The 25115-nt window shown below is 59.8% G+C and carries 20 protein-coding genes and 1 pseudogene; 8 read left to right on the forward strand and 13 right to left on the reverse strand.

The window, feature by feature from the left end:
• Window positions 1-192: 192 nt before the first annotated feature.
• Window positions 193-399 (forward strand): DUF1127 domain-containing protein, encoded by a 207-nt coding sequence (locus N4A58_RS00555; RefSeq protein ID WP_072705660.1) that lies wholly within the window; start codon window positions 193-195, stop codon window positions 397-399.
• Window positions 400-469: 70 nt separating this feature from the next.
• Here the strand turns inward: N4A58_RS00555 and N4A58_RS00560 are convergent, their stop codons facing one another.
• A complete protein-coding gene (locus tag N4A58_RS00560; protein ID WP_293706984.1) occupies window positions 470-1336 on the reverse strand; it encodes a 50S ribosomal protein L11 methyltransferase in 867 nt (288 codons plus the stop codon).
• 64 nt (window positions 1337-1400) lie between these two features.
• Window positions 1401-2645 carry an MFS transporter gene (locus tag N4A58_RS00565; protein ID WP_293706986.1) on the reverse strand — a complete coding sequence of 415 codons (1245 nt, stop codon included), beginning with the start codon at window positions 2643-2645 and terminating at the stop codon, window positions 1401-1403.
• Window positions 2646-2940: 295 nt separating this feature from the next.
• Between N4A58_RS00565 and N4A58_RS00570 the strand changes: the two genes are divergently transcribed.
• Complete coding sequence (locus tag N4A58_RS00570; protein WP_293706987.1) at window positions 2941-3990, forward strand: YeeE/YedE family protein; 1050 nt, start codon at window positions 2941-2943, stop codon at window positions 3988-3990.
• Here N4A58_RS00570 and N4A58_RS00575 read toward each other — a convergent pair.
• Window positions 3975-4883 (reverse strand): LysR family transcriptional regulator, encoded by a 909-nt coding sequence (locus N4A58_RS00575; protein ID WP_293706988.1) that lies wholly within the window; start codon window positions 4881-4883, stop codon window positions 3975-3977. The two genes, N4A58_RS00570 and N4A58_RS00575, sit on opposite strands and share 16 nt — an antisense overlap.
• Window positions 4884-4948: 65 nt before the next feature.
• Window positions 4949-7141 carry a primosomal protein N' gene (locus tag N4A58_RS00580; RefSeq protein WP_293706989.1) on the reverse strand — a complete coding sequence of 731 codons (2193 nt, stop codon included), beginning with the start codon at window positions 7139-7141 and terminating at the stop codon, window positions 4949-4951.
• A gap of 208 nt (window positions 7142-7349) precedes the next feature.
• Between N4A58_RS00580 and N4A58_RS00585 the strand changes: the two genes are divergently transcribed.
• The 3 genes from N4A58_RS00585 to N4A58_RS00595 are packed head-to-tail and all read left to right on the forward strand — an operon-like array spanning window position 7350 to window position 9720.
• Complete coding sequence (locus N4A58_RS00585) at window positions 7350-8057, forward strand: DUF484 family protein (protein ID WP_293706990.1); 708 nt, start codon at window positions 7350-7352, stop codon at window positions 8055-8057.
• Entirely contained in the window at window positions 8054-8983 is a 930-nt protein-coding gene (locus tag N4A58_RS00590; protein ID WP_293706992.1) for a tyrosine recombinase XerC, read from the forward strand. The genes N4A58_RS00585 and N4A58_RS00590 overlap by 4 nt, the downstream gene beginning before the upstream one ends.
• A gap of 38 nt (window positions 8984-9021) precedes the next feature.
• Window positions 9022-9720, forward strand: coding sequence for a CDP-alcohol phosphatidyltransferase family protein (locus N4A58_RS00595; protein ID WP_293706993.1), 699 nt, complete (start codon window positions 9022-9024; stop codon window positions 9718-9720).
• A gap of 82 nt (window positions 9721-9802) precedes the next feature.
• Here the strand turns inward: N4A58_RS00595 and ileS are convergent, their stop codons facing one another.
• Complete coding sequence (ileS, locus tag N4A58_RS00600; protein ID WP_293706995.1) at window positions 9803-12706, reverse strand: isoleucine--tRNA ligase; 2904 nt, start codon at window positions 12704-12706, stop codon at window positions 9803-9805.
• A gap of 251 nt (window positions 12707-12957) precedes the next feature.
• Here ileS and N4A58_RS00605 point away from each other — a divergent pair, with 251 nt between their 5' ends.
• Entirely contained in the window at window positions 12958-13356 is a 399-nt protein-coding gene (locus tag N4A58_RS00605; protein ID WP_072705640.1) for a group III truncated hemoglobin, read from the forward strand.
• 227 nt (window positions 13357-13583) lie between these two features.
• Here the strand turns inward: N4A58_RS00605 and N4A58_RS00610 are convergent, their stop codons facing one another.
• The 3 genes from N4A58_RS00610 to N4A58_RS00620 are packed head-to-tail and all read right to left on the reverse strand — an operon-like array spanning window position 13584 to window position 16431.
• Window positions 13584-14588: a YcjF family protein gene (locus N4A58_RS00610; protein WP_293706997.1), complete on the reverse strand. Its 1005-nt coding sequence runs from the start codon at window positions 14586-14588 to the stop codon at window positions 13584-13586.
• On the reverse strand, window positions 14585-15028 hold the full coding sequence (locus N4A58_RS00615) for a GNAT family N-acetyltransferase (RefSeq protein WP_293706998.1): 444 nt from the start codon (window positions 15026-15028) through the stop codon (window positions 14585-14587). The genes N4A58_RS00610 and N4A58_RS00615 overlap by 4 nt, the downstream gene beginning before the upstream one ends.
• Window positions 15025-16431, reverse strand: coding sequence for a YcjX family protein (locus N4A58_RS00620; protein WP_293707000.1), 1407 nt, complete (start codon window positions 16429-16431; stop codon window positions 15025-15027). The genes N4A58_RS00615 and N4A58_RS00620 overlap by 4 nt, the downstream gene beginning before the upstream one ends.
• Before the next feature lie 121 nt (window positions 16432-16552).
• Here N4A58_RS00620 and truA point away from each other — a divergent pair, with 121 nt between their 5' ends.
• Both truA and N4A58_RS00630 read left to right on the forward strand, forming a co-directional pair.
• Complete coding sequence (gene truA / locus N4A58_RS00625; protein WP_293707098.1) at window positions 16553-17320, forward strand: tRNA pseudouridine(38-40) synthase TruA; 768 nt, start codon at window positions 16553-16555, stop codon at window positions 17318-17320.
• A 472-nt stretch (window positions 17321-17792) separates the two neighbouring features.
• Window positions 17793-20615 carry a Calx-beta domain-containing protein gene (locus N4A58_RS00630; protein WP_293707001.1) on the forward strand — a complete coding sequence of 941 codons (2823 nt, stop codon included), beginning with the start codon at window positions 17793-17795 and terminating at the stop codon, window positions 20613-20615.
• A 42-nt stretch (window positions 20616-20657) separates the two neighbouring features.
• Here N4A58_RS00630 and N4A58_RS00635 read toward each other — a convergent pair whose 3' ends face one another.
• The 5 genes and pseudogenes from N4A58_RS00635 to N4A58_RS00655 form a co-directional block, all read right to left on the reverse strand.
• Window positions 20658-21737 (reverse strand): DUF1513 domain-containing protein, encoded by a 1080-nt coding sequence (locus N4A58_RS00635; RefSeq protein WP_293707003.1) that lies wholly within the window; start codon window positions 21735-21737, stop codon window positions 20658-20660.
• A gap of 1 nt (window position 21738) precedes the next feature.
• On the reverse strand, window positions 21739-22851 hold the full coding sequence (locus N4A58_RS00640; RefSeq protein WP_293707005.1) for an imelysin family protein: 1113 nt from the start codon (window positions 22849-22851) through the stop codon (window positions 21739-21741).
• A gap of 2 nt (window positions 22852-22853) precedes the next feature.
• Window positions 22854-24329, reverse strand: coding sequence for a di-heme oxidoredictase family protein (locus tag N4A58_RS00645; RefSeq protein WP_293707100.1), 1476 nt, complete (start codon window positions 24327-24329; stop codon window positions 22854-22856).
• A gap of 22 nt (window positions 24330-24351) precedes the next feature.
• The gene (gene bfr / locus N4A58_RS00650; protein WP_072705628.1) at window positions 24352-24840 is read right to left on the reverse strand and encodes a bacterioferritin; all 489 of its coding nucleotides are present in this window, start codon (window positions 24838-24840) and stop codon (window positions 24352-24354) included.
• A pseudogene (locus N4A58_RS00655) lies at window positions 24773-25103 on the reverse strand (bacterioferritin-associated ferredoxin). The gene bfr and the pseudogene N4A58_RS00655 overlap by 68 nt, the downstream one beginning before the upstream one ends.
• Window positions 25104-25115: the final 12 nt, after the last annotated feature.

Raw genomic sequence — 25115 nt, forward strand, 5'->3', positions numbered from 1 at the left:
CGGCGTCATATGGGTCTACGGCCTCGGCGACGACAGCGTCATCGCATTTACCCCGTTCGGGATCGAAAACCTGAAAGAACTCATCGAAATGGATCAAGACCGCGCGCATTGACGGCCCCACGGCCTACGCCGAATGCTTACGGATCAGGAAATCACTCCACTTTTTTCTTGCAACCTCGAAGGGACGCAAAAATGGCAGTTCTCGATATCACCCGCATCGACACCCCTGCGGCTGGCATTGGTGCCCGCCTTTGGCAGGCAGCAGTGCATTTCGCATATTCGCTGGCGGCCCCGACGGGCTCTGACAAGGCGCTGGACGCTCTGTCCGACGCGCAGCTGGACGATCTGGGCCTGTGCCGCGCAGACATCATCGACATGAAAAAAGCGCGCCGCTTCTAAGCCGCAGACCAGACCAACGCAAAAGGGCGCCTGATCCAGTCAGGCGCCCTTTTTGTATGTCAGCGTCAGATTACTTCTGCAGGGTCAGGGTCGACCAATCCCCAATGTCTTCGCGGTGGGCCAAGGTCATGCCCTGCGCCACATAGGCTTCGGTGACTTCGTCCGCCTGATCCACCAGTAGGCCGGACAGGATCGCGTAGCCGCCCTCGCCCAGATGCGAGGCCACATCGGGGGCCAGATCAATCAGCGGAGCCTTCAGGATGTTCGCAAAGACCAGATCAAAGGGCGCGGCATCGTGGAAAGTCTCGTGCTCGAAACCAGTCGCCTCGAGGCAGTTGACGCGGCCTTCCAGACCGTTGGCTTTGACGTTCGCTTCGGCGACTTCGACCGCGACGATATCGATGTCGCTGGCCAGAACGGGGTTCGGCCAAATACGCGCAGCGGCCATGCCCAGAACAGCGGTCCCGCAGCCGATATCAACCACGTTCTTGCCCTTGAACCCGCCCGTGTCCAAACGATCCAGCGCCCGCAAACAGCCCAGCGTGGTACCGTGGTGACCAGTGCCGAACGCCATTGCGGCTTCGATCAGCAGAGGCTCGCTATCCGCAGGCACCTTGTCCGCGTCGTGGCTGCCGTAGACAAAGAAACGCCCTGCGACCACAGGGGCCAGATCACGCCGCACTTTGGCGACCCAATCCGTTTCGGGCAGTTCGCTGACCACGAAATCCTGCGCGTCGTTCATGGACGCCAGCAGCGCCAAACCAGCCGCGTCGGGTTCTTCGGTGAAATAGCCGCCGACTTCCCACAGGCCCGAGCCATCTTCCATTTCGAACACGCCGATGCCGGTGGGCTCGGGGATCATGTTCTCCATCGCCACGCCCAAGGCTTCGGCGTTCTCTTTGGCGGTCAGCTTGGTATAGGCGGTGTAGGTGGGCATTTCGGACTCCTGTTCAGGCTTGCAGGGGGCGATAGGCCCCCTTCTGCCTTGGGTCAAGCGCCCTTTACTCTGCGACCGCAGCCACGAACCGGCTAAAGCGGGTTTCGTTGCCCTTTTCCGGATGGCGCGGGATCAGCAGTGCCAGACAGAGCGATGTCGCCGCCATCCCTGCCGCCAGCACAAAGACCGCGCCCGGCGATTGAAGCCACAGGTAGCCCAAGGCCGCAGGCAAGAAGACCGCCGCGATATGGTTGATGGTAAAGGCAACGGCCGCGGTCGGCGCGATATCACCGGGGTCCGCGATTTTCTGGAAATAGGTTTTGATCGCCAGCGCCATGGCAAAGAACAGGTGGTCGATCACATAGAGCACAGAGGCCAGAACGACGCCCCATCCAAACATGTAGATGCCGCCATACAGGCTAAACACAACGATGAGGCCGACATATTCAATCACCAGCGCCTTTTGCTCGCCAAAGCGGGACACCATTCGCCCGATCAGGGGCGCAAAGAACATGTTCGCGACAAGGTTAATCAAAAACAGCCCCGTGACCTCGTGCACGTCAAAGCCAAACCGTTCGACCATCATAAAGCCCGCAAAGACCACAAAGATCTGACGGCGCGCTCCGGCCATGAACTGAAGCAAGTAATACAGCCAGTAGCGGCGGCGCAGAACGAACTTCTTAACCTGAGGATTGGGTGCTTCGAACTGAGGATAGGCAAAGATCGCAAAGAGCGCGACCGCCGCCGTCACCCCGCCCGCAATCATGTAGACTGTGGAATAAGACAGCGAAAAGCTCTGCCACGTCAGCATGATCAGGCCGTAGGCCACCAGCGTCGCGGCACTGCCTGTCGCCAGCAAAGCGCCCAGAACTTTGGGCGCCTCCTCCTTGGACAGCCATTGCAGCTGGAGCGACTGGTTCACCGTCTCATAATAATGAAAGCCGATTGAGCTCAGCATTGTGACCACCAGAATTCCGCCCAATGACGGAAAGAACCCTGTGATCGCCGTCGCGACACCCAGCAAGATCAGAGAGACCAGCCCCAAGACCTGCTCTCGAATGATCAGCAGCAGCGCGATCACGCCAATCGCCAGAAAACCTGGAATTTCGCGCACCGTGTGTAGCCAGCCGATGTCAGAGCCATCGAACTGTGCCACCTCGATCACGAAGTTATTCAGCAGGGCAGACCATGTCGCAAACGCCACCGGCATCGCGGCGGCCATCACGAACAGCAATGTTTTGGGCTGACGCCATTTCGGCAAATGGCGCGCGTCGGCCAGCGGAAGCGGGGAAAAGAAAGAACGACTCATGCCAAGTCTATTACGCCCGCCCGTGATCGCTGGCAAAGCTCAATCTGCGCGGGACGTCGTAAACGGGTATTCCAATTCTGCACATAAAACACGTTGCGCGTGGTCGCGCATCGGCGGGACGACGCACCTCCCGATGAACTTCGCTAGATACGGCCTTCGTCCCGACAAAAGGCACTCCCCAATCGCGGAGCGAACAATCAGCGATCAAATTCACACATTCATATTCTGATACAAATCAAAGTACGCCGCGGCTGATCTGCGTAAACCCCTCCCAATCGCCCGACAGGAGAGCACAATGGACATACTCTGGATCGTCGAATCGCTGGGAGAGGCCGCAACTGCCGCTCTGTTCGGTCTGATCACCGGCGTGATCTTTGGCGTCGCTGCTCAGCGATCACGATTCTGCCTGCGGGCGGCGACGGTAGAATTTGGACGGTTCCAGATGGGGGACCGAGTGGCGGTCTGGCTTCTGACCTTCTCAACGGCGCTGGTCTGGGTACAGGCGGCAGAACTCAGCGGTCTGATGCAGGCCGAAGACGCACGAATGATGGCCGTCCCCGGAAGTTGGTCCGGTGCAATTCTTGGCGGGCTACTTTTCGGTTGCGGAATGGTGCTAGCCCGAGGCTGCTCTGGCCGGCTCTTGGTACTCGGGGCGACGGGCAATCTGCGCTCGATCGTCTCTGGCCTGATCTTCGCGGTCGTCGCACAAATGAGCCTGTCCGGCTGGCTCTCTCCGTTTCGGGACCGGCTGGCGGCCCTCTGGATCACGAGCGGCGGGCGCAACCTGAACCTAGAGGCTTCTGTAGGACTACCGGACTGGGGTGGGCTTATCCTTGGGCTTGGAATTGCTGTTTTTGCGTTAGAACTGTCGCGGCGCCAACAGATTGGCTGGACACGTCTGATGTTCGCGTCGGGCGTGGGGTTCGCTGTCGCGGTCGGCTGGGTCCTGACCTACGCCCTGTCCCAAGTCGCTTTTGACCCAGTGCAAATCGAAAGCGCGACGTTTACGGGACCCTCGGCCCACACGCTCATGTTCTTTCTCGAGCGTAACCCGGTGCTGGAGTTCGACGTCGGCCTCGTGCCCGGCGTATTCATCGGCGCCTTTGCCGCCTCTTGGTTCAAGGGCGAATTCAAATTCCAAGGGTTTGAGGACGAAGCCAATATGCGCCGCGCGATGCTCGGAGCGGCACTGATGGGCTTTGGCGGCATGTTGGCGGGGGGCTGCGCGATCGGCGCAGGTGTGACAGGCGGCTCGATCTTTGTCGGCACCGCCTGGCTGGCACTGTTTTGCATGTGGGTCGGCGCTATCGTCACCGACCGTATGGTGGATTACTCGGCCGAGTAACCTACCCCGCCCGCTTGACCGTCATTATTCGACTGCGAGAAACCCTCGCTCAGGCGGCGCTGCGCAACACTCTGGGCAATCCAGTCCACAACAGCGTTCACAATCGGATCGCGCTGACGCTTTTCTTGGTAAACTGCCCACAGGCTGCGGGTCGCAACGCTATGCGCACCAGTGATGATGTTGAGCGGCGATGTCGCAGGCAGGTGCAGACGGGGCACGATAGTCGCCAGACCGGTCGAGGCCGCCGCATCCATCGCAAGGCTGAAGTCTTCGACCCGCATGACGGGCGGACGACCGAAGCGTTCGTAGCCAGCTTGCATCTCGGGGGTCCAGTCCAGCTCGCGGCTCAGGGCAATCCAGTCACGACTGGTCGCATCAGGCTTTTGCACCGCGCAGAAGTGAACCTTGCCGACTTCGTGGCCCATCAGGGTGTCGTCCAGCGGACGGTTCATCCGCAGCGCGACGTCCACATCTTCACGGTCGAAGTTCGCTTCAATCGACGAACACAGAATTTCCAGCTCGATCCCGGGGTAACGCTCCATGAACGCCCCAAGCTGTTCTGTCAGATAATCTGCCGCAAGGAATCCCGTTGTGATAACTCGCGCCTTCTCTGCAGCCGACTGCAAATGGGGCAAGTTGTTGCCCAAACGCGCCAGATTTGACTCGAACTGTTCAATCACGTCCATCAGGGCGCGGCCTTCGGGCGTCAGACGCCAGCCGTCCCGACCTTGGACAAAGAGCTTTACCCCGACATCCTGAGAGATGCGGTGAATGCGGCGTGAGACGGTCGCAACATTAATATCGAGATGTTTTGCAGCAACGTTCATAGAACGGTGCCGCGCAAGTGCTGCGACGTACCGAAAGTCGTCCCAGTTTACCTTAGATGTAACCATAACAAACCAGACTCGTTAGACAGAAATATATTAACCTATGCAGAACACACTAAGAAAGTGCCTATCTACAGAAAGCTTTGCGGGTCGATATCTATTGTCAACCTTGTTGTGTTTTTTACCCTTACATTCCGCACCCAGAGCGCGATTGCTTTTTGCAAAGCCACCCCTTTAGGAGACTTGACCAACAATCGGACACGATGACGCCCCCTGATTCGTGCAATCGGGGCTGGAGCGGGCCCGAACACTTGTGCACCGACTGACCGAAGCGGCTCGCACTGTCTTGTAAGCTGGTTTGCCAAATCGAAGGCGTCATTTAATTCTTCTGACGAAACAATCACACCAGCCATGCGGCCATACGGGGGCACGCCCGCCGCCTGACGCTCGGCAGCTTCGGCCTGCCAGAAGCCCTCTTCATCGCCAGACAGGATGGCACGGATCACCGGATGTTCCGGCTGAAAGGTTTGCATCAAAGCAAGCCCGCGCTTGGTCGAGCGGCCTGCCCGCCCCGCAACCTGACGCATCAACTGGAACGTCCGCTCTGCTGCGCGAAGGTCAGAGCCCTGCAACCCCAGATCCGCGTCAATCACCCCTACCAGAGTGAGATTGGGAAAGTTGTGCCCTTTGGCCACCATCTGCGTGCCGATGATGATATCCGCCGCGCCATCCGCGATGCGTTTGATCTCTTCTTTCAATGCCCTAGCGCTGCCGAACAAATCCGACGACAGCACAGCAATGCGCGCATCGGGGAAAAGCGTCGTCGCCTCTTCGGCCAGACGTTCGACACCGGGTCCGACCGGAGCCAACTTACCTGCCACATGACAGCTGGGGCACTCCTCTGGCATCGGGGTGGTTTCGCCGCACTGGTGGCACATCAGTCGCTTTAGGAACCGGTGTTCGACCATGCGTGCATCGCAATGGGGACAGGCCACCTGATGGCCGCAGGCCCGACAGATCGTGACGGGAGCGTATCCGCGCCGATTCAGAAACAATAGGGCTTGCTCGCCTCGGTCGATACGCTCCTGCGCTGCCTTACGTAAAGTAGGTGAAATCCACGTGCTCGCGGCCAGTGTTTCAGCCCGCATATCGACGGCTTCCATCTCTGGCATGACCGCCTCTCCGAAGCGCGAGGTCAGATCGAGACGGTCGTATTTGCCCGCTTCGGCATTTGCCCATGTCTCAAGGCTGGGTGTTGCCGATGCCAGCACCACTCTTGCGGAACATAGGCTTGCACGTAGGACTGCCATATCCCGTGCATTGTAAAGGACGCCGTCCTCTTGTTTGTAAGACGTGTCGTGTTCTTCATCGACCACGATCAGCCCCAAATCGCGGAACGGCAGAAACAAGGCTGAGCGTGCACCGACCACAACTTGGGCACCGTTTTCAGCCACCATTTTCCACGTGCGGCGGCGTTCGGTCATCGTCACACCACTGTGCCATTCAGCAGGTCTGCCACCAAAACGGGCTTCGAGACGGGTCAGAAACTCCGATGTCAGCGCAATTTCCGGCAGCAGCACCAAGGCCTGACGCCCACGTTTCAGGCAGGCTGCGACCGCTTCGAGGTAGACCTCGGTCTTGCCCGAGCCCGTCACGCCCTTCAGCAACGTGGTGCCATAGGTGCCGCTGGCGATCCCTTGGGCTAAATGGGTGGCTGCAGCGGCCTGATCTTCGGTCAGGTCTTTGCCCTTGTGGTTCGGGTCTAGATGCGGAAAGGGCAAATCTTTGGGCGCATCCTCTTCGCGCAATGCCCCCTGCTTCACGAGCCCTTTGATGACAGAGGACGTCACCCCCGCCATTTCGGCCAGCTCGCGCTGGGTAAAGGCCAGCCCACCATATTCCCGCATCGTCTCCAGCACCCGCTGGCGCGCATCGGTCATCCGGTCGGGCTCGCCCTCTCCCAGCCGGTAGATCCGGCGCGTGGCAGGCGCATCGCTGAGGCCCGGAGCGCGGGTCGCCAGCCGCAGCATCGCAGGCAAAGGCGTCAGCGTGTAATCCGCCGCCTTGATGATAAAGTCCCGCAGCTCGTCGCGCATCGGCGGCACATCCAGCACCCGCAGTACAGCGCGCAGCTTGGCCCGATCATAGTCACCTGCCGCCGGCCCCCACACCACGCCCAACACGCGACGCGGCCCCAAGGGCACCTCAACATAAGAGCCGCTCCAGCACCCACCTTCGGGGGCGAGGTAATCCAAAGGGCGATCCAGCGGCTGCGTTGTCAGCACCGCACAGGGTTCGCCTGCCTCGAAATACGCTGGTTCCAAACTCCGGCTCCTCTGATTGGATCAGATATCCCCCTTGGCCTAGCCCCTTCGCAAGCAAACGCCAACCCGCGGAATTGATGCCAACGGGGCAACAGACGGAGCCTTTCGCGCAACAGGTCACCAACGGTTTACGATAGGTGCAATAAAACAAGGCGCGCGTGGATCGGCTGTGTTATAACGCGTGTAACTAAAAAAACAGGCCTACGACATGAGCAGTACGCAAAAGATCGAAACACCCTTGCGCGACCGCATTCTCGCTGAACCGGACCTCATTCTGGATGACCGCGACCTGATGCACGCGCTGATCGCCGCGAACGAACGCGCAATGGGCAGCAATATTGTTGACCTGCGCGGCTTGGCGATGGAACGACTGGAAACCCGTCTGGACCGGCTGGAGGACACTCATCGCAGCGTGATCGCAGCCGCCTACGAGAACCTCGCTGGGACCAATCAGGTGCACCGCGCTATTCTGGCTATGTTGGACCCCGTCACGTTTGAAGACTTCCTTGCCAATCTGGGCAGCGAGGTCTCTCAAATCCTGCGCGTGGATTGCCTGCGTCTGGTTCTGGAAACCCGCCAGAGCGCCGAAGAGCCCGCGATCAAGCGGCTGAGCAACGTGCTGTCATCTGCCGAAGAGGGGTTCGTTCGTGACTATCTGACCATGGGCCGCGGCGGGCAAACACGCCAAGTCACTCTGCGCCAGATCCAATCGGGCGACAGCCGTGTGCACGGCGACAAATACGCCGACATCCGCTCCGAAGCCTGCTTGCGTCTGAACTTTGGCGCGGGCCGCCTGCCCGGAATGCTGGTAATGGGCGCCGAAGACCCCCATCAGTTCACCCCGCAGCAGGGCGCGGACCTCTTGGAGTTCTTTGCTGGCGTTTTCGAACGGACCATGCGCCGCTGGCTGGCATGAGCCTGATCTCTGCCGCGCAGCGGGATGCGCTGGCCAATTGGCTGGCGCATGAGCGCGGGGTAAAGAACGCCTCTGACAACACGATCGAGGCCTACTCCAACGATGTGGTCGGTTTTCTGTCCTTCCTCGCCGCGCACCACGGTGGCGCCGAAGGGCTTGGCCCGCTGTTGCGCATCGCCCCTTCGGACATGCGGTCGTGGATGGCGAATGAGCGTGCCCGCGGGACAGGCGCGCGCAGCCTTGCGCGACGATTGTCAGCGGTGAAGACCTTTTTCCGCTGGCTGGCAGAGCGCGAAGGGTTTGACCCAACCAATGTCCTCTCAACTCGTGCCCCGCGTACACAGCGTCCCCTGCCCCGCCCCCTGACCGAGGATGCCGCCAAAGCTGTAATCGACACCGTTGGCACTCTGCCCCGTGAGGGGTGGGTCGGCACCCGAGACGTTGCGATCGTCACTTTGCTATATGGCTGCGGCCTGCGCATCTCAGAGGCGCTGGGCCTGACAGGCGCAGACGCCCCCTTGCCCGATGCCCTGAGAATTGTGGGCAAGGGCGGCAAAGAACGCGTTGTCCCTGTCATCCCCGCCGCCCGTCAGGCGGTCGCTGATTATGTCAAAGAATGCCCGTATGATCTGGGGCCGAAGGAGCCGCTGTTTCGCGGTGCGCGCGGCGGCGGCGTGAACCCCCGCGTCATCAGCAAAGCCATGGAAACGACGCGGATGCAGCTTGGCCTACCCTCTTCGGCCACGCCGCACGCCCTGCGGCACAGCTTTGCGACGCACCTGTTAAACGCGGGTGGCGACCTGCGTGCGATCCAAGAATTGTTGGGGCACGCGGCCCTTTCGACGACGCAAGTTTATACAGGTGTCGACAATGCACGGCTTCTGGACGTGTATTCTGCCGCCCACCCCCGAGCGAAACGCGGGTGACGGTTGCACCGTGCACCCCAATGCTGCATGAACAACCGATGAAACTCAGATCCGCCGCAATATCCGTACATCTTTTGACCGCGACCGGTGCCTGCATCGCGATGCTCGCCATGTTGGCCGCCGTGGAGCAAAACTGGTCCATGATGGTGCTCTGGCTCGTTGTTGCCTTTGCCGTCGATGGCGTGGACGGGCCTTTGGCTCGGAAATACGAGGTCGGCAAGAACGCCCCAGAGATTGATGGCGTGCTGATGGACCTGATCATCGATTACCTGACCTACGTGTTCATTCCAGCCTATGCTCTGTTCAAGTCCGGCTTGCTGCCCGGCTGGATGGGCTGGCTTGCGATTATGGTAATCACTTACACCAGCGCGCTCTATTATGCCGACACGCGCATGAAGACCGAAGACAAAAGCTTTCGCGGGTTTCCGGGCTGCTGGAACATGGCCATCCTGCCCTTGTTCGCGCTGAAGCCTTCGCCCGAGTTTATTGTGGGTCTGGTGATCGTGTTGGCCGTGGCGATGTTTTTGAACCTGCGCTTTATCCACCCCGTCCGCACGAAACGCTGGCGGGCAGTCTCCTTGCCGATTGCGCTGATCTGGACAGCTTCTGCGGCGTGGGCGGCATGGGTCGATTTCCATCCCGCGAGTTGGGCCGGTTGGGTGCTGGGGGCTAGCTCAATCTATCTGGTTCTGGTGGGGATTGTGCAGCAGATTATTCCGGAACGCCCAAAGGGGTAAGCGCCGGGGGCCAGCCCCCGGACCCCCGGAGTATTTTGGCAAAGATGAAAGAAGGGCGCCGTATCGGGCGCCCTTTTCTGTTTTAGTCGAGTGCGTCGTTGCAGCGTTTGCAGGTCGCTGCGTGGCTATGGGTGCCCACATCCGGCAGAATCTTCCAGCAACGCTGGCACTTCTCGCCGTCTGCTTTTTCAAAGACCACACCGACGCCCGCCTGGTCAGGCAGGCGGAACGCCTCTGCTGGTGCGGGATCTGCTGTCAGGGCGATACCCGAGGTGATGCAGATATCCTCGAACGCGACGGTTTTCAGGGCCGCAAGGGTGTCTGCGTCTTCGACGTGGACCACCGGAGCCGCTTCGAGCGAGGCACCGATGACTTTGTCTGTTCGTTGAACTTCGAGTGCAGCAGTCACCACCCGGCGGACTTTGCGAACGCTCGACCATTTGGCGGCCAGCGGTTCGTCCAGCCAGTCGGCGGGCGTTGCGGGGATGTCCTGTAGGTGGACCGAGCTGTCGTCACCGGGGAAGCGCTGAAGCCAGACCTCTTCCATGGTAAAGGTTAGGATCGGCGCGAGCCACGTGGTCAGGCGATGGAAGAGGATGTCCATAACCGTGCGGGCGGCGCGGCGGCGGATGCTGTCCGGCGCGTCACAATACAGCACGTCCTTGCGGATGTCGAAGTAGAACGACGAGAGTTCCACGGTGCAGAAGTTGAACAGCTGCTGGAACACGCCTTGGAAGTCGTAGGCCGTGTAGCCGGTGCGGACTTTGTGGTCGAGCTCGGCCAGACGGTGCAGAACCCAACGCTCCAGTTCGGGCATTTCGGCCACGTCCAGACGCTCTGCTTCGGTGAAGCCATCAAGGCTGCCGATCAGGAAGCGCATGGTGTTGCGCAGTCGACGGTAGCTGTCGGCGACGCCCTTCAGGATTTCCGGCCCGATGCGCAGGTCGGCAGTGTAGTCCGACTGGGCCACCCAAAGACGCAGGATATCGGCGCCGTATTGCTTGGTGACGTCTTCGGGCGACACGGTGTTGCCGAGCGATTTGGACATCTTGTTGCCCTTCTCGTCCAGCGTGAAGCCGTGGGTCAGCACGCCGCGATAGGGGGCACGGCCCTTTGTGCCGCAAGCCTGCAGCATCGAGCTGTGGAACCAGCCGCGGTGTTGGTCGGTGCCCTCGAGGTACAGGTCCGCGATGCCGTCCGCCGCGCCATCGGGACGATCACGCAGCACGAAGGCGTGGGTCGAACCGGAGTCGAACCACACGTCGAGGATGTCGAACACCTGCTCGTAGTCGTCAGGGTTCACCACGTTGCCAAGGAAGCGCTCTTTCGCGCCCTCTTTGTACCATGCATCCGCGCCTTCGGTCTCGAACGCTTCGTTGATACGCGCGTTGACCTCTTCGTTGCGGAGCAGGAAGTCTTCGTCCTGCGGTTTCGCGCCCACTTTGGTAAAGCAGGTCAGCGGTACGCCCCAAGCGCGCTGGCGCGACAGAACCCAGTCAGGGCGCGCTTCGATCATCGAATACAGGCGGTTGCGGCCGGTCTGCGGGGTCCACTTTACCAGCTGGTCGATGCTGGTCAGGGCGCGATCACGGATGGTTTTGCCGTAGGTGTCCTGACCGTCGCCAACCTCGCGGTCGATTGCCGCGAACCACTGGGGCGTGTTGCGGTAGATGACCGGCGCCTTGGAGCGCCACGAGTGCGGGTAGCTGTGCTTCATACGGCCACGGGCGATGATCCCGCCCGCCTCGACCAGCTTGGCGATGACGGTGGTGTTGGCTTTGCCCTCTTTGCCCTTGCGGTCAAAGACCTGAAGACCGGCAAAGAACGGCACGTGATCCAAGAATTCGGATTCCTCGCCCACGTTATAGGTCATGCGCTCGATCCAGTTGCGGGCGACAAAGACTTCGTAGTCCTCTTGGCCGTGGCTGGGGGCGGTGTGGACGAAACCTGTACCTGCGTCGTCGGTCACGTGATCACCATCAACCATGGGCACGTCGTAATCCCAGAAGCCGTCGGCCCCGTCGATTCCGTTGAACGGATGGGCACAGATCAGACCTTCGAATTCGCTGGGCGCGACGTCGCGGACCTTGGTGAATTCTGTCACACGGGATTTTTCCAGCGCATCAGCAGCCAGAGTGTTGGCGAAAAGGTACAGATCGCCGGGGTTGGTCCAGCTTTCCTCTTGGGTCGCGTCCACGCGGTACAGGCCGTATTCGATGCCGTTGCCGTAAGCGACTGCTTTGTTCGACGGGATGGTCCACGGGGTGGTGGTCCAGATCACGACGCGCGCAGTCTCCAGATCGCCGCCAGCGTTCTGGAAGCGGAAGGGCACCCAGATCGTGTGGCTCTGGTGATCATGGTACTCGACCTCGGCCTCGGCCAGAGCGGTCTTTTCAACGGGCGACCACATCACGGGCTTGGAGCCTTGATACAGCGTGCCGTTCATCAGGAACTTCTGGAACTCTTCGGCGATCACGCGCTCGGCGTGGAAGTTCATGGTCAGATAGGGATCGTCCCACGTGCCGGTGATGCCCAGACGCTTGAATTCTTTGCGCTGAACGTCGATCCAGCCCTCGGCAAACTTGCGGCATTCCTGACGGAAGTCGACGACAGGAACTTCGTCCTTGTTCTTGCCCTTCTTGCGGTACTGTTCTTCGATCTTCCATTCGATGGGCAGACCGTGGCAGTCCCAACCGGGGATGTAGCGCGCCTCGCGGCCCAGCATCTGCTGACTGCGCACAATGAAATCCTTGAGGATCTTGTTCAGCGCGTGACCAATGTGCAGGTTGCCGTTCGCATAGGGCGGGCCATCGTGCAGGATAAAGGGCTCGCGACCCTCGGCCTTGTCACGCAGCTGCTGATAGATGTCCATTTTCTCCCAGCGGGCCAGCCATTCGGGCTCTCGCTTGGGCAGACCGGCCCGCATGGGGAAGTCGGTCTTGGGCAGGAACAGAGTGTCTTTGTAGTCGGGCGTTTCGGCGCACATGTGTGGCGTCCTTCGGTCATGTTTTATGTCTGAGAGGGTGCGGCGGCGCGGTATCCCATACGCCTTATCCCGGCGGCTCGTTTGGATCAGAGCGCCGGGCTGATAATTCGAATAATGATCGCCATCACGAATGTCATGGCCGCCTTATATGATGCAGAAAACGGGGCGTAAAGCGCTGCGATGCATCGACCCGTTGCGGCGGTGCGGCACGGGCGATAGCCTGACCCGCGTTCCATTCAGAGAGTCGCCGTATGCCCTACCCCATCACTGGCCCCGATATTGACCGTGTCGTCACGAAATTCTACGCGCGGGTGCGGGTGCATCCTGTGCTGGGGCCCGTGTTTAATGGCCGGATTGCGGCCGATGCATGGCCCGCGCACGAGGACAAGATCAGCCGTTTCTGGCGTAATGCCCTACTGCAAGAGCGGAACTACCACGGTTTCCCCATGCGCACGCATCTGCAAACGCCCGAGATCAAGGCCGACATGTTCGCCCACTGGCTAAGTCTGTTTGATCAAGTGCTGGCAGAGGAGTTGGACGCAGAAATCGCAGAGCGTTGGTCTGCTGTTGCCCATCGGATCGGTGCAGGAATGCGGATCGGCGTGGCTGATCGTGACGCGCCCAAGGATGCCGTACCAAAGCTCTTTTAAGATCAACGGTGGCTCATTGGCGACCTGAAACGGGCGTGCTGGCTATATGGCGACAGAAAGGTGGCTGCGGCGCGAGCGGGCTGGTTCTAGGGGGCTTCAGAGCTGTGAGGGGGCTGGCGACTTGCTGGCTGCCTCGTTGATGTCAGGGATAGCCGACCGCGCAGACCGCGTCAATAAGTTGTTTTAAAACAAATACTTGACTGAATTACTCGGGTAGTTAGGGCATTCTATTTCTTGAAAAATCCAGTGAGCGCGCGCTGGACGACACCCCGCGCAGAGGGCTTTTTCTCGGCGATAAAGGGCAAGGGTCGGCAGACTTCAATCGCTGCGATTCCAACGCGGGCCGTCAGAGCGCCGTTCACCAAACCTTCGCCAAAGCGACGCGAAAGTTTCCCCAGCAAGCTGCCACCGATCAAAGGCTCAAGCATGTCATCGCCAACGGCCACGGCGCCCGTCGCCACAAGATGAGTCATCACAGCGCGCGCCAAGCGCCAGCTGCCCAACAGGCCCCCGCGCCCGCCATAAACTTCGGCCACACGGCGCATCATCCGCAGGTTTGCAGTCATCGCCGCCACCACATCCGCCAGCGCCAAAGGCACCATCGCGGTCACCGTTGCAACCTGACGGGCGGCGACCTCGACTTCTTTGACCGCCTGAGCATCAAGATGGGCCAAGAGTTCACGCTCAACCAAAGCAAGCGCATCTGTGGCCTCGATCGCATCGTCTTTGCGCTCTTTCAGGCGGTCACGACCCCAGCGCAGGTCATCGCGCCCTGCATACAGACGCTCCACGTCCCGCACGACAGCGCGCGCGGCGGCCAAGTCCTGCCCTTCGATGGCGGTGTTGGCCTGATGCTGGATCTTGTCGATACGCGAAAGACGGGCAATAGCCCCGAGCTCACGCAGCACAATCAGCAGGCACACCAGAACGAAGGCTGCGATCAGTCCAGTGACAATCGCGCCCAGAATAACGTTCTGCGCGATCAGGCCGGTCACAAAGTTCCACGCCGCGATCGAGATCATCGCCCCGATCACTGACACGAGCAGGCCCCAGAACCACCGCGCCAATACCGAAGGCTTGCGCGCTGCCAAAACAGCGACGGTTTGCATCGCGCGGCCTTCTGGCGCGTCGGGACCCAGATCGGGCACAGGTTCTGCCTGCGCCGGATTGGGCGTATCTGCTTCGACGGTCGTTGGCGTGTCCAGATCGAACAGGACCGGTCCTTTGCTCATTCAGCACCCCTTTCCCACAGGTACTCGACGTCGGGCAGCCCTTCGTCGTTGTAATCACCGTCGGTGCGCCCCACCTCTTTGAAACCCGACAGGCGGTAAAAAGCACGCGCCACGGTGTTCGCTTTGTACGTCCACAGCCGCAGCCGATCCGAGCGCTCTTTGGCATAGCTCATCAACTGCCGCCCCACGCCATTGCGGCGCGCATCCGGCGCCACATACAGGGCCAAAATCTCGTCCTCTGCCAACGCGATAAAGCCCATGGGCCGGTCCGCAGCGGCAATCGTCACCCAGCCCCGCTCAATCATGGTGGCGCAATACATGATATCCTCGGCGCTGGAGCGCACTTTGGGCAACCACGCCGTCTGGTCCACAAACTCAGTTAGCATCGCACCCATTTTCCCCGCATCGAGGTCATGGGCAGGCCGTAAATAGAAACTCATAAACGATCCCCAAACAAAAATTGCGCCGCACGGTCCAGTCGAATATGGGGCGGACCGTCCCCCGGCCGCAGGGTCAGCGGGGCCGGAGCAAAGCGCATGGCTTCAAAATCACCTTCCAGCCAACCGCCCTCTTCCCCGTTCAACAATACACGGGGGTCGGCAGGCAGTTCGCCGGGATACAGGGCGGCCATCCGCCCGTCTTCTAATAACTTGCCGCGCACCACATCTAAGGTCTGGCCATTGTGCTGGCGGCTCTCTTCGGTTGTTGCGCGCAGGGCCGCGATAGACATCGCTGCGGTTTCAGCTCCAGCAAAGCGGGCACGCTCGCGGGCCTCTCGGGTCAATTCCTCGATGATAGCGGTCAGGCGCTGGTGCTGGCTGTGATGCAGATGGTCCGCTTTGGTCGCCGCAAAGAGGATTTTCTCGACCCGCTTGCCGCGCAAAAGCTGGGTCAGGAAATCATTTCGGCCGGGGCGGAACGAGCCCAGAATGCCCTGCATCGTGTCGCGCATATCCTGAATGGCCTCGGGCCCCCGATGCAAGGCACCAAGCACATCCACGAGCACCACCTGCCGATCGATCCGCGCAAAATGCTCGCGGAAGAATGGTTTGACCACGCGGGCCTTGTAAGCCTCGAACCGTGTTTCCATCTCGCGCCACAGGCTGCGACGGGGCGCGTTGTCGGGCTTCAGCAGCGGCGCAAAGGTCAGCACAGGTGATCCGGCCAGATCACCGGGCAACAAAAAGCGGCCCGGCGTGCAGTCCGAGAACCCGTCTGCCCGCGCTGCATGAAGATACGCTGTAAAGGTTCGAGCGAGAGTTTGCGCGACCACCTCGTCCAACGGGGCAGCGGAGTCCGTGCCCCGCGCCATATCTACGTAGGGCGCGCCGAGCGCCCGCCCCTCAAGGCGGCGCAGGACACTTGCCGACCACTCCGCGTAACTCTGATCCAACAGGCCCAAGTCCAACAGCCACTCGCCCGGATAATCCACGATATCCAGATGCACAGTGCGCGGGCCGGACAGTCCACCGATCAGCCCATTCGGTTTGATCCGCATCGACAGGCGCAGCTCGCTGACGGCCCGCGTGCTGTCGGGCCAATGGGGATGCGCGCAGGTCAGGTCGGACAGGTGGGACTCATACTCGAACCGCGGCACAGTCACATCGGGCTGCGGCTGGAGAAAGGACGCCAGAATACGCCCTTCGGCGGCGGCGGTCAGGTGGCCCATGCGCCCACGGTCCAGCATGTTCGCCACGAGCGAGGTGATGAACACCGTCTTGCCCGCGCGCGCGAGCCCCGTCACCCCGAGCCTGATAACAGGTTCAAACAGTGCTTCGTTGATGCTGCCTGTGATGCCTTCGACGCCGCGCGTCAGTTCGTCTGCAATCCGCCCGATGACCAAATGGAACCGCCTCCCTCTTCGCGGCACAACCTAAGCATCGCATGACCGTAAAACCAGTAGCTGAATTCGGGGAATGCGAAGGTTGCTTGCCCTAATTGCGATCGCCCGCTACATCGCGCCCATGCCCAGATACGCTTTGCTTGTGGAATATGACGGAGCCCCCTTTGCCGGATGGCAAAGGCAGGCCGACCAGCCCTCGGTCCAAGGGGCGATCGAAGCCGCGCTCGCGCGTCTGGAAAAGCGTGACCACACCATCGCCGCCGCAGGCCGCACCGATGCAGGGGTTCACGCCTATGGTCAAGTCGCCCATTGTGACATGGACAAGGAGTGGGATCCGTTCCGCCTGTCCGAGGCATTGAATTTCCACCTCAAGCCCCTGCCCGTGTCGATCCGCGATTGTCGTCGTGTGGCCGACGACTGGCACGCCCGCTTTTCCGCGACAGAGCGGCAGTACATCTTTCGCCTGCTGAACCGCCGTGCCCCAGCGACGCATCTGCGCGGTTTCGTTTGGCAAGTGACCCAGCCGCTGGACCTGCACCCCATGCAAGAGGCCGCAAAACACCTGCTGGGCCTGCATGACTTCACCACTTTCCGCGCGTCGATTTGCCAAGCGGCCTCGCCGGTGAAAACGCTGGACAAGCTGGACATCGAACAGATCGAAACCGAGAGCGGCACCGAGTTCCGGTTCCATTTGGCCGCCCGCAGTTTCTTGCACAACCAAGTGCGCAGCTTCGTCGGCACGCTCGAGCGCGTCGGCGCGGGCTCTTGGGACCCCATTGACGTGAAAACCGCGCTGGAGGCGTGTGACCGCGCCGCATGTGGTCCGGTCAGTCCTCCGCAGGGCCTGTATCTGTCCAAGGTCGGATATCCAGACGATCCATTCGTCTGAGTCGCTCTGCGCTCAGCGGAGCAAGGCCTGCACTGCGTGCCTACAGTTTGAGCACTTGCGGCCGAAAACCTTCCAAACCCAGCCTAACAAATCCACACCCATAGCGTGTGTCAATTGTGTCGATTGCAACATTAAATCTTTAGCACAGCCGGCGCCCAAAGGTCTGGGGGAAGTCAAAAAAACCGAGCGACACATACAACGTGTAAGTGATTCACAAATCCTTAGCGGCCCACGACACCTCGTTTCATACAAATTCTTATTGTAAATCGCAGTTGCACCCTAACAAAACCTCCTCACCAAACGCGCTGTGTATTGTTAGCAGAATTAGTTTCACCGCGAATTAATTTGACCCACACGAAAAACAACCTAAAGCTGATTTGTATTTTAACGTCCGCTGAAACCCTGCTCCACCTTTCGCAGGCTTCATCATTTCACGACCAAAATATTCAAGCAGTCTATAGGAAGTTCAAAAGTGCCCTTGATCACGTCCTCATCCGGAATTGCGACTGAAAGCGATGCCGTTGTCTTCACACTATCCTTGTCCGCGCCAGCAGCAGACGCTGTCACAGTGCAGTACCAAGCCCAGCCCAACGGATCGGCCACGGACGCCGATCTCAGTTATAACTTTGCGAGCGGACACAACACGGGAACGGTGATTTTCAGCCCGGGGGAGACCACGGCAACAGTCACGATCTATACAAAATACGACTATATCGACGAACGGGACGAGTCCTTCACCCTTCGCCTGTTTAATCCCAGTGCAAACGCCGGTTTTGTCGATGATGCGCTGACCCTGTTGGCCACGGGCGTGATTTTGGATGACGATGGGGCCGGCGCAAATACCGACCTCTTTGTCTCTGACCCCGTGATTGTCGAGGGCAACAGCGCCACCCAAACTGCCGTTTTCGAGATCCGCCTCTCTCAGCCCGCCTCCACTGCGTTCAGCGTCGATTACACCACGAAAGACGGTGCCGCGAAGGCAGGCACCGATTATGTCCCAGCTTCGGGCACTCTGACTTTTGCAGCAGGCCAACAAGCTGCGACCGTGGGCGTCGAAGTCAAAGGAGACAAACGTTCTGAAGTGACAGAGGCTTTTGATTTGGTTCTGACGCCCTCTTCTTCTCTGTCACTGGGATCTACAAACCTAGCTGGCACAGCGACGATCCAAGACGATGACAGCGGCTCGGGACCCGTGATCTCGATATCGGATGGCACCTCGCTCGAATCCGAAGGCGTTTTGTTCGCCCTAACCCTGTCAGAACCGGCGACAGACGCTGTGACTGTAAACTATCAAACACGCCCCAACGGATCTGCGAATGACGACGACCTAAGCTACAGCTTCGGCAGCTCGCATAATACGGGCATCGTTACATTCGCAGCGGGTCAAACGACTGCTTTTGTCACAGTCTACACGAAGTACGATTACGTCGATGAGCGAGACGAGAGCTTTACCCTCGAACTTTATGATCCAAGCGAGAACGCTGTCCTTGCAGGTGGCGGAAACGTTCTGAGCGCAACGGGCTTCATTCTGGATGATGATGGCGCCGGCGTGAACAACGACATCTTCGTTTCTGACGTTGTCCTCGTCGAAGGAAAAAAGGGCACGCAAACCGCAGTGTTTGACATCCAATTGTCTCGGCCTGCCTCTAGCGACGTGACCGTCGACTACACAACCAAAGACGGCTCCGCGACGGCTGGCGAGGATTACATCGCCACATCGGGCAGTATTACTTTCGAACCCGGCCAACAGCTGGCATCGGTCGCGGTCGAGGTGAAGGGTGACAAGACACCGGAGCCAACCGAGTATTTTGATCTGATTGTGACGCCCACATCGTCTCAGTCGCTCGGGACAGCCAGCCTCGCTGGTACGGCCACCATTCAGGACGACGATAGCGGCAAGGGGCCCATTGTATCGCTATCAGATGGCCAAGCGGTCGAATCTGAAGCGGTCGTTTTTGAGGTCTCTCTGTCAAAGCCCGCAACTGATGCCATCACATTGAATTATAGAACTCTGTCCAACAGCTCGGCCGTGGATGACGACCTGAGCTATAGCTTCGCAAGTTCCCATAACTCGGGTGAAGTGACGTTTACGGCGGGTGAGACTACAGCCTTTGTCACAGTGTACACTAAGTATGATTACGTCGATGAGCGCGATGAAAGCTTTACCTTAGAGCTTTACAATGCACCCGAGAATGTCGGCTTTGCCGGCGGTGTCGACCGCTTGCGGGCCAATGGCGTGATCCTTGATGATGATGGCGCAGGCAGCAATACGATGCTTGTCGGTTCTCCCAACGACATCTTCGAAGGTGCGTCCCGCAGTCAAACTGTACCGGTCGAGGTTCATCTGTCGCAGCCCTTGGACAGCAAGCAGTCCTTCTTTGTCTCGGCGACGGAATTGACCGCGACTGAAGGCAAAGATTTTAGATTGGTGACCAAAACGATCAGCTTCGAGCCTGGCGAGACAACCGCAACTGTCTGGATCAAGACGTTCCGCGACAAGGCGACGGAAACGCCGGAAACCTTTTCGCTGGATTTCGAAGCCAAGGGAACAACGCAAGTGAATGGCGTGATCCCATCCGTCACGGTCACAATAGCGGACGGCCCCGGTTTTGTCCCCGGCCCCACAAACAAGGCGGACAAAATTACCGGAACAAGTGCCGGAGACAATCTTCGCGGACTTGGCGGAGACGACACAATCACGGGTGCTGGCGGCAATGACACCTTGAACGGGGACAACGGGAACGATGTGCTCAAGGGCGACGCAGGAAATGATCTGATATCCGGCGGCAATGGAGCCGATACCGTCAAAGGCGGCGGCGGCAGCGATGATCTGCGCGGAAACGGCGGAAACGACGAGCTGACGGGAAACAACGGGAACGATGAACTGTCGGGCGGCGCGGGTCACGACAATCTACTTGGTGGGGGCGGGTCTGACGTCTTGTTCGGTGATAGTGGACAGGACACCCTGAACGGGGGCAAAGGCCGCGATTACCTTGACGGCGGCAAAGGCGACGACGTTCTGACAGGAGGCGGTCAGCCGGATGATTTTGCCTACGACATCAAACGCGGCGGCAATGATACGATCACCGATTTTGGAGAAGCCGACACGCTCATCTTTTACAAACGTGGCTTCGAGATCACCAAGGAGAAGGCCAAAGCCTTTGTGAATGAATACGCCGAGGTGACTGACGACGGCGTTCTCTTTGACTTTGGCAAGAAAACCACGCTCTTAGTCGAGGATGTGGACACCACGGACGAGTTGATAAGCGCCATTAGTTTTGATTACGACCTTTGAAAGGTTGGACATGCAGGCTGAATGCTCAGCCTGCACCAAGGCTCAAACGCGTCGGATCGACACCAGATGGTTGTCCCAGCTGTAGCCTCCAGCGACATCCAGCATTTTGCCGCCCGACGCGCCCACTTCGAGCAAGCCCCCTGCGAGCGTAATCGCGAACCGGTCGCCGAATTGCGCGACGCCGCTGGCTTCGGGCAAGGCGCGACCGTTAATCGGAGCACCGGTTTGGCCGTCAAAGAACAGAACATGGCCGCCCTTGGGGCCCGTCATAACGATTTCGGACCCATCCGCCGAGATAGCGATACTGCCCGCGTATTGCTTGAGCCGTACAGTTTCGGGATGGTCAAAGAAGGCCAGCGCCTCGCCGCGGCGATGGCTGGCCATCAGGGGCACGGCGGTCAGAGGATTGCCTTGCCATTGCAGGGCGATCACCACGCGGCCCGTGTCGTCCGCCGCAATATGACGGATCGAGTTCAAGCGCATATCGGCGGGCGGTTCGACCTGATCCACGATCTGCCCCTGCGCATCCAGATAGGTCAGGTTCGGCTTCATGGATGGAATATTCAGGACCGCACGATCATAGTCCGGGTGGGTCTGCATCCCCCCATTCGCCACGGCAAAGCTGCCGTCGGACATGCGGATCATCTCGTGCGGACCAATCCCGCCAGAGGGCAACTCACCAATCCGCTTATAGCGATCCTCGGCGTCCCATATACCAAGACGGCCATCGGGCACGTCATAGGCATTTTCGGTGGTCAGCAGCAGTTTGCCATCAGCAGTGAACGCGCCATGCCCGTAGAAGTGCCGCCCCTCTGGGCTATCAAGGCGCGCGATTTCCGTCCCTGTGGCGCAGTCCAACACCACAGCGAACCGGCCTGGACGGCGGGCAAAAGCCACAGCCTCGGCACGGAAGGGATGGGCCGCTGCCGCATGCCCGCGCGACGGGATCGGCAATTCAAAGACCACGTCGCCCTGTTCGGTCAGACCTACGAGCCACGTGGAGTTGCCCTCTTTGGACGCCGCAGTCAGGTAGGCCGGCGCGCCCGCCATGGCCCAAGAGGGCCGTGCCATCGACAGGGCAGCGCCAGCGGCGCCAGAGATCAGAAAATGGCGGCGTTGCATCTCAGTCCCCGTCCGCTGCGCTGAAACCGGTCTCTACTCCTAGGTTCGGTCCAATCTCTTGGTCCATTTCCCCCTGCAAGTATTGCACTTTGCTTTGAAGCCCCTCGACACGGATATAGGACATTGGGTCGGCGACTGCCTCTGACACGGGCATACCGATGCTGTCGACGCGGCCCTCGGTTTGCTCGAACACGGTGTAGATCCAAGAGCGGTTATTCTCGGCGATGTCACCTGCGAACCCAAAGCGGACGACTTCTTCGATGCCCTTAAGCTGCGCAACGATGATATCGTTGGTCAAGCCAGAGCGCCATGCCTCGGCGTGTTTTGGATTGGGGCGCTCGTACGTGCCCAAGGGTCGCCCGAGCCGTGTGTCCGCAATGCGGGTCAGTCCGAAATCGAGCGCGGTATAAACGACTTTGGTGAACTCTGACGCATCAAGGTAGACTGGGTTGTCCGGTCCCGCAGTCCGCGCCAGATCAGCCCAGCCACCCTCGGCGAACCAACCATCGTGCAGATCAACAGCGATCCGGTGCAGGTTGCCCGAAATTCCGATCACCGCTGGACACGGCTCAACTCCTTCGGAGTAGGTCAGCATTTCAATCGCGGGCAGGCCTTGGGCCCCCACGGACAAGCCCGCCACAACTGCCGGATCGGCTTGCTCTTCGGCCGTCTTATTCAAGAGATCACGCAGGGCACGACCAACGAAATTCTTTTTGTCGGGCCAGAAATTCACGGTCAGCGCCGCGCCTTGGCTTTCGATTGGGCCAAACTGGTAGCTGTCTAGCGGCGCCCAAGCCATCCAAGCGTCGCGGAACTGCGCCTTGAAGGCTGCCTCGTCCGATTCACCCTCGCAATAAGCCAGCGCCGCGTCGGTCAATGCCTGTGTTTCGCTGACAAAGGACCCGAACTGGCGGTCAAACACCTCGAGCACGCGGCGGCGGATCGCTTCATGATCGACTACCCCTCGGCCCGGAGCGAAATAGGGCAGGCCCGTTTCCTCGGAATGGGTTTCCAGCGCCACGCCCGGCGCTTCTTTGTTCGCGATCGACTGTGCGGAGGTGGTCCCTGCAACGGCACAAAGGACCAAGGCGGACAGGATGGGTTTGACGGTCATTGTCACAAGGACTCCAGAAATTTGATCAGGGCGCCGCGATCTGCGGCTGTCATGAGGCGCACCGTTTCACGAGCAGCTTCAGCTTCGCCCCCATGCCACAGAATTGCTTCAAGCAGATTACGGGCGCGCCCATCATGCAGGAAATACGTATGCCCGCTGACGGTTTGGGTCATACCAATTCCCCAGAGCGGCGGCGTCCGCCATTCTTGGCCATTGGCCTGCCACTCTGGCCGATTATCAGCAAGGCCCGGCCCCATGTCATGCAGTAACATATCGGTGTAGGGCCAGATCAACTGGAAGCTCTGTTCCGGCTGGTCGTTCAGGCGATCTGTCACAAATTTCGGCGTGTGACAGCTGGTGCAGCCTGCATCATAGAACAGCTCCTTGCCGCGCAGGACCTCGGGATCGCCGGGATTGCGGCGGGCGGGCACGGCCAGATTGCGGCTGTAGAAGGTCACCAGATCTAGAACCTGATCCGAAACTTCGAGGTTCTGCTGCTCGGGCGTGTTGCCATCGGGCGCGGCGCGGCATTCGGTTTGCGCGGCGGTGCATTCGCCGTAGCCTTCGGGGAACATAGAGGTCGAGAGGCCGATATCCGAGTGAAAGGCCATGGCGCTTTGTTCGCGAATGGTGGCAGAACCAGCTTTCAGCCCGAACCGACCCAGCATTTCGCGGTCGAACTCATGGTTCCAGACCATGTTCGGGCGGCCGGAGATTCCATCGCCATCCGCATCTTCAGGGTCCGCATGGGCAAGGATATCGGCTGCGGGGATCGCCTCGAGCAAACCAAGGCCAATCATCTGTGGGGCTATGCGGGGGCTGAGCTGTACGTCGGGATGCAAGCGGCCCGATTGCAGGTCAACTACATCATACTCGGGTGCGCGCAGGGTAACGACAGAGCCATCGCCCAAGGTCACGGGCACGTCCGAGTAAGTGATCTGCATCTGCCCCTCGGGCGCAATGCCAGGGATGGATTTGTCCTGTAGTTGAAGGCCATAGGTCGGCTCTGGCGCGGCACCGAGATAGGCCAGCGTTTCCTCGGTCAGATCGCTTTGATCGGCGGGGATGGAGAGGCGCAGGAACATTGAAACGCCCTCGTCCTCGGCCCCTTCGGGCGGATGGCCGCGGCCGTCCTTGATGTGGCACCGCTGGCAGGCCCGCGCATTATAGAGCGGCCCGAGCCCGTCGCTGGACACGGTCGAGGATGGCGCTGTCACCCAGAGCTTCTTGAAGAACCCGTTGCCAACCTTGAAATCCAACTCCCGCTCGAACGGCATGTTGGCAGAGGCAAACGAGAACGCATCGCGGGTGCGGATGTCGAACTTGGTCGCGGCCCCAGCGGGATGGGTCTCGAACTGTTCGGGCTGGGTAAAGTCGGTCGTGGGCGCCGTCACAGCCGAAATGCGAGCCGCCTCTGCGGCGGTGCGCGGCACGACGTTCAGATGGGGCTCTGCCCCAGCGGCGCTGGCAAAGGTCACCCCTGCCAGCAGCCAAAGCGCCTTAGCTTTCGGCTTGGTCCGCAGAGTCCGCGTTGAGCATTTCGTAGCGCTCGCCGCCGATGCGGTTGTAGAGATCAAGCTGGGTCTCAAGGAAATCAATATGGCCTTCCTCGTCGGCGATCAGCTCTTCGAAGAGGTTCTTCGAGACATAGTCGCCAACACTGTCACAGTGGTCGCGCGCCTCTTTGTAGAGGGTGCGTGCGTCATGCTCTCCGGCGAGGTCACATTCAAGGGTTTCCTTGGCATTTTGCCCGATCCGCAGGGGATCCAGCTTCTGCAGGTTCGGATGACCCTCGAGGAAGATGATGCGGTCGATCAGCTTGTCCGCGTGGTTCATTTCCTCGATGCTTTCTGCACGGGATTTGGCGGCCAGTTTGCCCAGTCCCCAATCCTTTTGCAGGCGATAGTGTACCCAGTATTGGTTAATCGCAGTCAATTCGCTGCGCAGAGCTGCGTTCAGGTACTCGATGACCTTTGCGTCGCCTTTCATGGAAATTACCCTCCGTGTCCTGTGGTTGTTCGTTTAATTTGAGGCACGGCGACAGGGACGTCCAGTCGCGGAACAGGGTATCTTTCGTTCTTGCGCATGGTGGATAAAAACAAGGGCATACATCCCCCGCAGTCCGCCTGCTTGCCCAAAGCGCGGTAGATCCGGCCGGGCGTAATCACGATGCTCGGGTCCGAGGCCCGCATCCAGTCAACCGCCGCGTTAATGTCGTGGTCGGTGATATTCTGACAGCTACAAACAATCATTCTACGTCTCCG

The sequence above is a fragment of the Donghicola sp. genome (genome assembly GCF_025210255.1).
Taxonomy (GTDB): Bacteria; Pseudomonadota; Alphaproteobacteria; order Rhodobacterales; family Rhodobacteraceae; genus Donghicola; species Donghicola eburneus.

Coding starts and splice junctions, on each gene's coding strand:
- N4A58_RS00590 (WP_293706992.1), top strand. CDS start 8,054: ATGAGCCTGATCTCTGCCGCGCAGCGGGATGCGCTGGCCAATTGGCTG.
- N4A58_RS00565 (WP_293706986.1), bottom strand. CDS start 2,645: ATGAGTCGTTCTTTCTTTTCCCCGCTTCCGCTGGCCGACGCGCGCCAT.
- N4A58_RS00640 (WP_293707005.1), bottom strand. CDS start 22,851: ATGACCGTCAAACCCATCCTGTCCGCCTTGGTCCTTTGTGCCGTTGCA.
- N4A58_RS00570 (WP_293706987.1), top strand. CDS start 2,941: ATGGACATACTCTGGATCGTCGAATCGCTGGGAGAGGCCGCAACTGCC.
- truA (WP_293707098.1), top strand. CDS start 16,553: ATGCCCAGATACGCTTTGCTTGTGGAATATGACGGAGCCCCCTTTGCC.
- ileS (WP_293706995.1), bottom strand. CDS start 12,706: ATGTGCGCCGAAACGCCCGACTACAAAGACACTCTGTTCCTGCCCAAG.
- N4A58_RS00585 (WP_293706990.1), top strand. CDS start 7,350: ATGAGCAGTACGCAAAAGATCGAAACACCCTTGCGCGACCGCATTCTC.
- N4A58_RS00560 (WP_293706984.1), bottom strand. CDS start 1,336: ATGCCCACCTACACCGCCTATACCAAGCTGACCGCCAAAGAGAACGCC.
- N4A58_RS00555 (WP_072705660.1), top strand. CDS start 193: ATGGCAGTTCTCGATATCACCCGCATCGACACCCCTGCGGCTGGCATT.
- N4A58_RS00605 (WP_072705640.1), top strand. CDS start 12,958: ATGCCCTACCCCATCACTGGCCCCGATATTGACCGTGTCGTCACGAAA.
- N4A58_RS00610 (WP_293706997.1), bottom strand. CDS start 14,588: ATGAGCAAAGGACCGGTCCTGTTCGATCTGGACACGCCAACGACCGTC.
- N4A58_RS00595 (WP_293706993.1), top strand. CDS start 9,022: ATGAAACTCAGATCCGCCGCAATATCCGTACATCTTTTGACCGCGACC.
- bfr (WP_072705628.1), bottom strand. CDS start 24,840: ATGAAAGGCGACGCAAAGGTCATCGAGTACCTGAACGCAGCTCTGCGC.
- N4A58_RS00615 (WP_293706998.1), bottom strand. CDS start 15,028: ATGAGTTTCTATTTACGGCCTGCCCATGACCTCGATGCGGGGAAAATG.
- N4A58_RS00635 (WP_293707003.1), bottom strand. CDS start 21,737: ATGCAACGCCGCCATTTTCTGATCTCTGGCGCCGCTGGCGCTGCCCTG.
- N4A58_RS00575 (WP_293706988.1), bottom strand. CDS start 4,883: ATGGTTACATCTAAGGTAAACTGGGACGACTTTCGGTACGTCGCAGCA.